Origin of the sequence: Nonomuraea sp. KM90, from assembly GCF_052246675.1 — a bacterium.
Taxonomy (GTDB): Bacteria; Actinomycetota; Actinomycetes; order Streptosporangiales; family Streptosporangiaceae; genus Nonomuraea.
Genome location: NZ_JBQQCB010000127.1, coordinates 20807 through 28168 on the forward strand (window position 1 = coordinate 20807; position 7362 = coordinate 28168).

The window sequence follows — 7362 nt, forward strand, 5'->3', positions numbered from 1 at the left end:
ACAACGTGAACACCGTGATCGATGCGGTCTGGAGCCGCGTACGCTCAGTACTGCCCGAACGCGCCGCCTGGGCGGCGATGCGCCACCGCCCCCGCAACGACCTGCTGGCCGGGCTGACGGTGGCGATCGTCGCGCTGCCGCTGGCGCTGGGGTTCGGCATCTCCTCCGGCCTCGGGGCCGCCGCCGGCCTGGCCACGGCCGTGGTCGCCGGATCGCTCGCCGCGCTGTTCGGCGGCTCGGCGCTGCAGGTGTCGGGCACCAGCGGCGCGATGACCGTCGTGCTCATGCCCATCATGAGCACCCACGGCGCCGCCGGCGTGCTGATGGTCGGCCTGCTGGCCGGGCTGCTGCTCATGGGGCTCGCCCTGGCCCGCGCCGGCCGCTACATGGCGCTCGTCCCCGCGCCCGTGGTCGCCGGATTCACCGTCGGCATCGCGTTCGTGATCGGCCTGCAGCAGATACCCCATGCCCTCGGCGTGCCGCCCCACGACAGCGACAAGGTCGCCGTGGTGGCCTGGCACGCCGTCATGGACTTCCTCGCCAGACCCCACTGGTGGGCCATGTCCGTCACCCTCATCGTGGCCGCCGCGCTGCTGGTGGGCGCCAGTCTCCGGCCGACCGTGCCGTTCTCGCTGGTCGCCGTGGTCGTCGTCACCCTCGTCGCCGAGCTGGCCGAGCTGCCGCTGGCCAGGATCGGCCACCTGCCCGCCGGGCTGCCGGCGCCGTCGCTGGACTTCCTGGATCCGCGCATGTTGCCGGCCCTGGTCGCCCCGGCCATCGCGGTGGCCGCGCTGGCGGCGCTGGAGTCGCTGCTGTCGGCCGCCGTGGCGGACAACATGGCCGACACCACGCAAGGGGATAGGCGGGCCGTCCGCCACCGGCATGATCCCGACCGGGAGCTGTTCGGTCAGGGCATCGCCAACCTCGTCACGCCGCTGTTCGGCGGCATGCCCGGCACCGGCGCCATCGTACGCACCGCCGTCAACGTCCGCTCCGGCGCCGGCTCCCGGCTGGCGGCGCTGTCCCACGCGGTCATCCTGGGCGGGATCGTCTACCTCCTGGCCGGGCTCGTCGCCAAGATCCCGCTCGCCGCGCTGGCCGGGGTGCTGCTGGCCACGTCGGTGCGCATGGTCGAGAAGGACGCGGTGCGGGCCATGTTCCGCTCCACCAGGAGCGACGGCGCGGTGCTCGTGCTCACCGCCGTGGGCACGCTGACGCTCGACACCGTGCTGGCCGTCATCCTCGGGCTGGTGGTGGCGGGGGCGCTGGCGCTGCGGGCGATCGCGCGGAACGTACGCTTCGACCAGGAGCCGCTCCGCCACGACCTGCAGCCGCAGCACACGGTGGAGGAGCACGCGCTGCTCGCCGAGCACATCGTCACCTACCGGCTGGACGGGCCGCTGTTCTTCGCCGCCGCCCATCGGTTCCTGCTGGAGATGTCGGAGGTGACCGACGTGTCGGTGGTGGTGCTGCGGATGAGCCGGGTCACCACCATCGACGCCAGCGGGGCGCTGGTGCTGGGCGACGCCATCGAACGGCTCGAGAGGCGGGGGATCATGGTGTACGTCTCGGGCATCCCCGACGGGCACCACCAGCCGCTGGAGGCCCTCGGGGTGATCGCCCGGCTGGACGGGGAGGGGCGCGTGTTCGCCACGACGGACGGGGCCATCGCCGCGGCCCGCGAACGCCTCCACAGCACCGGCATCGTGCCCCGCCTGGCCGGCTGACCCCTCTCGCCCACCGCCCGGGCACGGCACGTTCCCTGCCCGGGGGCCTTTCCCAGCCCCTCGCCCGTGGGCTCCGTGGTATGGGGTCGCGCGGTTCCCCGGCACCGCGTTTCCTCGACGGCGCGGTCCCGGTCCCGCGCTCCCCGCTCCCCGCTCGCCGGGGAGCCGCGGCTGCGTGGTCGTGCGGCAGCCCGGCCCTCGCGTCGGCGCCGCCTCGCCGCCTCAGCCTCTGCGCGGCCGCAGGTCGTCCTTCGTCGGTGCGCCGCCCGGGAAGCCGTCCGCGACGGGGGCGCAGGCGCGAGCGGGCCGCGCCCGGGCCGGGGGTGGCGGGCCGGGGGTAGCGGGCTGGGCGCGCTTGGCGGCAAGGGCGGGATGCCGGCCACGCGGCAGGGGAGCCCCAGGTGGGCGCGGGGGCGTTACGGCTCGGTGGGGCCGGTCAGGCGAGGGGGCGGGCGGTGGGGAGGCGGAGGCGGTCGACGGCCTCGCGACGGGTGCGCTCCGGCCGGCGGTCGTACCGGGCCGTGGTGGCCGGGGACGAGTGCCCCACCAGGGCCTGCGCCGTCGCCAGGTCCACGCCCGCGTCGAGGAGCTCGCCGATGAACGTACGCCGGAAGTCGTGCGCCGTACGCCGGGACGCGCCCGCCTCGCCGAGCCGCCGCGCCAGGATGTCGGCGATGCCCTGCCCCGTCAGCCCCACCGGCCGCCCGTCGCGCACCCGCAGCCGCCCCGCCTTGCTGATCGGGCTGAACAGCGCCCCCGGAGCGGTCCCGCGTACCGCCAGCCAGCGCTCCACGAGCCCGATCGCGTCGGTGGTGAGGTAGACCATGCGCTCCTTGTCCCGCTTGCCGCGCACCCGCAGCGAGCGCGCCCCCGGGTCGTAGTCGGCCAGCGCCAGGCCGCCGAGCTCGGCGCGGCGGCAGCCGGTCGAGTAGAGGACGGCGATCAGCGCCGCGTCGCGCACCCCGGCGGGCGAGTCGTCGCACGCCGCCAGGGCCGCCCCGACCACCTCGGGTGGGACGTGGTGCCCGGTGGGCAGGCGGCTCTGGCGTACCGGGGCCAGGTCGGAGGCGCGGGCGAGGTCCTCCGCGCTCGTCTGGCCCAGCCGCCACGCCTCCTTGAGCACCCGGCGCAGCGCCACCAGGTGCTTGTTGACGTACGCGGCCGACCAGCCCTGGTCGGTGAGCATCGTGCGGATGCGTACGGTGTGCTCGTAACGCAGCAGGTGCCACGGCTGGCCCGCGCCCGTCGCGCTCTCGTCGCCGGTGAGCAGGCGGGCCAGCCGGTCGAGGCAGCCGCGCATGGTGCGGCGCGACTCGGGGCTGGTGAGGGAGTCGAGATAGACGTGGTACGGGTCGCGCGCCGGCTCGACCGGCAGCGCCCCCGGCTCGGTCATCGCAGGCAGGCTCACCTGGACGATCTTAGAACGGTCCGGCCCGCGCGGCCATGCGACGGCCCCCTGCCCGGCCGCAACCTCAGAACGGCCCGGTGAGCTCGCCCAGCTTGTCGGTCAGCCCGAGGTTCGCGGAGTAGTCGACCGGCACCGCGATCACCGACACCACGTCGTCGGCCAGCGCCTCGCGCAGCGTCGGCAGCAGCTCCTCCGCGCTGTCGACCCGGTAGCCGCGCGCCCCGAAGCTCTCGGCGTACTTCACGAAGTCGGGATTGCCGAACGCCACGTGGGAGTCGCGCCCCAGCTCCAGGTCCATTTTCCACTCGATCAGCCCGTACGCGCCGTCCACCCACACCAGCACCACGAACGGGATCCGCTCCCGCACGGCGGTCTCCAGCTCCTGCGAGTTCATCAGGAACGCCCCGTCGCCCGTCGCCGCCACCACCCGGCGCCGCGGGAAGGCCAGCTTGGCGGCCAGCGCGCCCGGCACCGAGAACCCCATCGACGACAGCCCGTTGGAGACCAGCATCGTGTTCGGCTCGTACGTCGGGTACATGCGGGCCATCCACATCTTCACCGCCCCCGTGTCGGCCAGCACGATGTCCTCGCGCCCCATGGCCTCGCGCAGGTCGGCCACCACGCGGCGCGGCGACAGCGGGAACCCGTTCTCGGACCGCCCCTGCTCCAGCTCCTCGCGTATCATGCGGCGGATCTTCTCGCCGGTGCCGTTGATCTCGAACCGCCGGTGCACGGCGTCGCCGAGCGCGTGCAACGACCGCGAGATGTCCCCCTGCACGCCGACCGCCACCGGGTAGTGATCGTCCACCTCGGCCGGGAACTGGTGAATATGGATGATCTTCTTGTCCCGCGTCGGGTTGATCTTGACCGGGTCGAACTCCTGCAGCTCGTACCCGACGCTGATCAGCACGTCGGCCTCGTCGAAGCCGAAGTTCACGTAGTCGTGCCGCATGAACCCCACCGCGCCCAGCGCGTGCCGGTGGTCGTCGGGGAAGACACCCTTGCCGTTGTACGTGGTCGCCACCGGCAGCCCCAGCCGCTCGGAGAAGCGCACCAGCGCCTGTGAGGCTCGGGCGCGGGTGGCGCCGTGCCCGGCCAGCACGATCGGCCTGCGCGCGGTGGCCAGCACGTCGGCCGCGCGGGCGATCTGCGCGGGGGAGGGGTCCTGGGGGCGTACGACGTTGACGGGGAGCGGGCGCAGACCCGCGGGGAGCGGCGCGGACTCGACGTCCTCGGGGATGGCCAGGTAGACGGCGCCCGGCCGCTCGGTCTGGGCGGTCTTGAACGCCTTGCGGATCATCTCGGGCAGCGCCTGGGGCGCCGGCGCGAGCTCCGACCACTTGGTGATCGGTCTGAACAGCGACACCAGGTCCACCACCTGGTGCGACTCCTTGTAGATGCGGTCGAGCCCGACCTGCGCCGTGATCGCGACCACCGGGGTGCTGTTGGTGGTGGCGTCGGCCACGCCGAGCTGCAGGTTGATCGCACCGGGGCCCAGCGTTGCCGAGGCCACCCCCGCCTTGCCGGTGAGCCTCCCGTAGATCTCGGCCATGAACGACGCGCCCTGCTCGTGGCGTACGAGGACGTAGCGGATGGAGGAGTCCTTGAGCGCGTCGACGAAGTGGATGTTCTCCTCGCCCGGGATGCCGAAGACGTACTCGACGCCCTCGGCTTCCAGGGCCTGCACGATGAGCCGGGCCGCGGTGGCCTGCGCTGACATGCGAAACGCCTTCTTCCATGAACGGCCTTTTACCTGCCCAGCACGGGAAGCCCGCCGTTCATTCCATGCCGGGCTTCACCTGGGGGAACGCCGTTGGCCGACGTTGGCTCCCATGGTCCGCCGACGGCCCTGCGACGGCCCGGGAACGGCCCAGGCGCCGTCCGTGGGATCGGGCCTCGGCCGCCCAAGGGCAAGCGAGGCCCGATCAAAGACCATTCCGCATCGGTGGGACCTGATCTGGACTGATCCGAACCCGTAGCGGCGCTAGTCGGCCCGAGCTGGTGGAGTCTGGACAAGCCGCTGGTGTTCCAGGCCCGGCAGGAGCACTGTGCTCTCCTGCTCGCGCGGGTCGGTGCGGGCCAGCACGACCTCGGCCGGCTCGCTGTCGCTGAGGTTGACCGGCATGTGCGGGGTACTGGCCGGGATGTAGATGAACTCGCCCTGGCGGGCTTCGAGGTAGTGCTGCAGGTCCTGGCCGTACCAGGCGCCCACCGCGCCCTTGATGACGTAGATGGCCGTCTCGTGGTGGTCGTGTTTATGGGCCCGGCCACTTCCGGCGGGCGGGATGGTCTGCAGGTGCATGCAGATGTTGCGGGCCCCCACGGTTTCGGCGGCGATGCCGGCGAAGAACTGAAGGTGTTGTTTGCCCTCGTACATCACGGCGGAGCGGACGACACGGCAGTGGCCGTCAGGCTGCGAGGAGTGGTCCACGACGTCTCCTCAGAGCCGGCCGAAGATCAGGTTGCCGGGCGCGTCCGGATCGGTGCTGCTGTAGAAATCGCGCTGCGCGGCGTGGATCTCGCCGACGTCCAGATGGCCGCTGGCGTCGGTATCGAGCCGGCCGAAGACCTCGCGGCGCTCGTCATCGGGCAGCGCGGTGATGCCGGGGATGGCGGCGAACTCCTCATAGGAGATCCGGCCGTCGCCGTCGGTGTCGCAGACGGCGAGGATGGATTCGGCGATGCGGCCGGCCGTCACGGCATAGCCGCTCGTGCGGAACTCCTCGCCGGCGAGGTAGGCGACAAACTCGGCGCGGGTCAGCTGTCCGTCGCTGTCGTTGTCGGCGCTGTGGATCAGGGCGTTCCACATGCTCGCGTACGCGGCCAGCACGTCGCGGCCCTTGGCGGAGCCGGCGGGAACCCCGAACGCCGCCAGGAAGCGCACGGCGGCGGCCTCGAAGTCGTCCTTGGTGAGTACGCCGTCACCGTCGGCGTCGAACAGGGCGAATCGCTTGTCGAATTTCCGGGTCAGGATGTCAGGTACGGCGACAGTCATGGCACCTCCGGCCAGTGGGGAGCGGCGTCTCGACGGCACGAGCAACCTAACATCACGCAAAGCAACGGTCAATTGCTCTCCGTAATCAACGGTGGTGGGGTGGGTTGCCTGGCACGGCCTTGACCATCCGGCCGCTGAAGCGCACCTGTCCCGCTCGGCTAGCAATCCTGTGGACGTCAACGGGTCCCGTGCCGGGCGGCGGGATCGTGCTCGCCCGGTGATGCCGGCGGAGGTATCCTCGCCGATGGTGAGATCATCGAGGCCAACCGGTTCAAACGGACCCGCAGCCCGAAAGTGTCCCAGGGCCACTCTGACACGACTGCGCTCACGAGGGACGGAGCGCGCGCCCTGGTGGCTGCGGTCGATGCCGACCACGGCCGGCCTGGCTTCGCACTTCGGCGTTCATCCGGGTCCTGCTGCCGCACCGGGATCCGGATCGAGGAGGCCGATGATGCTGCGTACGCTGCCGGCCCTGGAGCTGGCCGTGCCCGCTGCGGGAGTCGCGGCGTGTCGAAGGTCCGCTCCGGGGCGGTCTCCGGGAGCTCCCGGTCCGCTGGTGATCGTTCACCGCGCTTTTCCCGGTCGTCAGCCGGTGGGCAGGACGAGGCGGGCGGGAGCGGTGGTGACGGTGGCGGAGAAGGCGTCGAGGTCCGTCGTGGGGACGGCCACGATGATCGTCTGCTTGTCGAGGATATCCAGGACGAGCAGGTCGCGGAAGGATGCGGACGCCATGCGTACCTCGACCAGCCCGCCGCGGTGCGCGCGGTCCGCACCGGGGCCGACCGTCACGGTGGTCACGCGGCGGTCTCGCAGGGACATGGTGAGGCGCGGGCCGAGATCGACGGGCCGTACCGGGGTGCCGCGGGTGAGCGGGCGCAGGGTGTACCGGCCCAGGAGCTCGCTCGTTTTCGCATGACGGGTCAGGTCCGCGGACGTCAGGGCGTGGAAGGAGGGGAGGTCGTGTGCGGCCTGTGGCTGGGCTTCTATCGTGCCCGGCAGCGGTGGGGGCGTGAGCGTCGCGGCGACCCCGAACAGCGCGCCGAGGAGGATGACGGCGAGTGAGGGTGGCAGGCGTACTCGGGGGAGCCGCCGCCGTCTCTCCTCGGTGGCGACCTGGGCACGATCGGTCTCCTGACGGTCGGGGTCAGGGCCGAGGTCGGGGGAAGCGGGGTCGAGGTCGGGGGAGGCGGGGTCGAGGTTGGAGGCAGGGGCGGGGTCGAGGTTGGAGGCAG

6 protein-coding genes are annotated in these 7362 nt (G+C 72.3%); 1 reads left to right on the forward strand and 5 read right to left on the reverse strand.

From position 1 onward, the window contains the following. The first annotated feature begins 77 nt into the window (after nt 1-77). Complete coding sequence (locus ACTWPW_RS53190; protein WP_443173439.1) at nt 78-1727, forward strand: SulP family inorganic anion transporter; 1650 nt, start codon at nt 78-80, stop codon at nt 1725-1727. A 436-nt stretch (nt 1728-2163) separates the two neighbouring features. Here the strand turns inward: ACTWPW_RS53190 and ACTWPW_RS53195 are convergent, their stop codons facing one another. The 5 genes from ACTWPW_RS53195 to ACTWPW_RS53215 form a co-directional block, all read right to left on the reverse strand. After that, nucleotides 2164-3135, reverse strand: coding sequence for a tyrosine-type recombinase/integrase (locus ACTWPW_RS53195; RefSeq protein ID WP_375117182.1), 972 nt, complete (start codon nt 3133-3135; stop codon nt 2164-2166). Between the two features lie 64 nt (nt 3136-3199). Further along, nucleotides 3200-4855 carry an acetolactate synthase large subunit gene (locus tag ACTWPW_RS53200; protein WP_375117183.1) on the reverse strand — a complete coding sequence of 552 codons (1656 nt, stop codon included), beginning with the start codon at nt 4853-4855 and terminating at the stop codon, nt 3200-3202. A 264-nt stretch (nt 4856-5119) separates the two neighbouring features. Then, nucleotides 5120-5566 (reverse strand): cupin domain-containing protein, encoded by a 447-nt coding sequence (locus ACTWPW_RS53205; protein WP_443173436.1) that lies wholly within the window; start codon nt 5564-5566, stop codon nt 5120-5122. A 9-nt stretch (nt 5567-5575) separates the two neighbouring features. Next, nucleotides 5576-6130 (reverse strand): EF-hand domain-containing protein, encoded by a 555-nt coding sequence (locus tag ACTWPW_RS53210; protein WP_443173437.1) that lies wholly within the window; start codon nt 6128-6130, stop codon nt 5576-5578. Nucleotides 6131-6715: 585 nt separating this feature from the next. Beyond that, nucleotides 6716-7362, reverse strand: a 647-nt coding sequence (locus tag ACTWPW_RS53215; RefSeq protein WP_443173438.1) for a hypothetical protein, incomplete at its 5' end; no start/stop codon positions are given.